1 protein-coding gene is annotated in these 1,099 nt (G+C 68.2%); it reads right to left on the bottom strand.

What is annotated here, in order from left to right; all coding sequences use genetic code 11:
• Window positions 1–149: 149 nt before the first annotated feature.
• On the bottom strand, window positions 150–1,099 hold a 950-nt coding region (locus tag ACCC94_RS29750), incomplete at its 5' end, for a TIGR03364 family FAD-dependent oxidoreductase (protein ID WP_413353178.1).

Here is a 1,099-nt window from a genome sequence, read left to right as displayed (position 1 = left end):
GGGGGGGGGGTGGTTTTTGGCGCTGGTTCGCCTCTAACCTTCCCGGTTTTGTTTTTTTGGGTTGCCCTACACCCCCCGCTCCTACAAAAAGCGAATCCGCGTCAGCCGGTAGTAACAGAACCCGGTGAAAGTCAGATGACAGCTCCGTGTCAGCCGAACAGCGCGGCAACCGTGCGCTCGCCCAGCGCCGGACCGATGCTCATGCCCACGCCGGTGTGCATCAGCACGGCGGTGACGCCGTCGGCGGCCTGCAGCACCGAGAACGGTCCCGGCCCGCGCGAGCCGTAGACGCCCTGCCAGCGCTCGATCACTTCCACACGCATGCCCAGGGTGTGCTCGGCCAGTTCCAGCATCAGCCGGTCGACGGATTCGGCGTTGAATGGCGCGGCGTCGCTGCCGTAGTGATGGGAGTCGCCGATGATCAGCTCGCCATGGGGCGTCGGGCTGACCAGCAGGTGGATGCCCTGCTCTTCCAGCTCCGGCGTCTCGCGGCGAATCTGCTCGCGCACCGCCTCGGCCTCGGGCAGGTCGGAGAAGGCGCCGTAATGCACGCAGCTCAGGCCGGTGAGGATCGAATGGGCAAGACCCAAGTCGACCTGCGGGCGAGCGCGCAGCATCTGCAGGCGGCACACCTGCGGCTGCAGCGGCGCGATGGCTTCGGCGAGCAGCGTCTGGTAGTCGTGGCCGGAGCAGACGATCACCTGCCCGGCGGTGAAGGTGCCCGCCGTGGTACGCAGCACGCCGGTGTCGACGTCACGCACCAGGGTGGAGAAGTGGAACGCCACGCCATGCTCGCGGCGCAGGTGGTCGATCAACGTCGGCAGCGCCTCGCGGGAATACAGCTGCTGGTCGTCGAAGCCCAGCAGCGCGGCGCGGTGGTGACGGAAGTGGCCCTGGTAGAGATCGTTCAGTTCGCTGCCGCGCAGCAGGCCGACGCGGTAGTCCAGCTCTTTGGCGCGGCCGGCGCAGAAGGCTTCCAGCAGGTGCTCTTCGGCTTCGGTGCGGGCGAACAGCAGCGAGCCATTGCGGCGCAGGGAGAACCCGGCGCCCTCCGCCCACTGCGCCCAGATCGGCCGGCTGGCGCGGGCCAGGTCCGACA

This window comes from Pseudomonas sp. Pseusp97 (genome assembly GCF_047304025.1).
GTDB lineage: Bacteria > Pseudomonadota > Gammaproteobacteria > Pseudomonadales > Pseudomonadaceae > Pseudomonas.
Note: the sequence above shows the minus strand (reverse complement) of the source record. Positions and strands in the feature narration are given on the sequence as shown.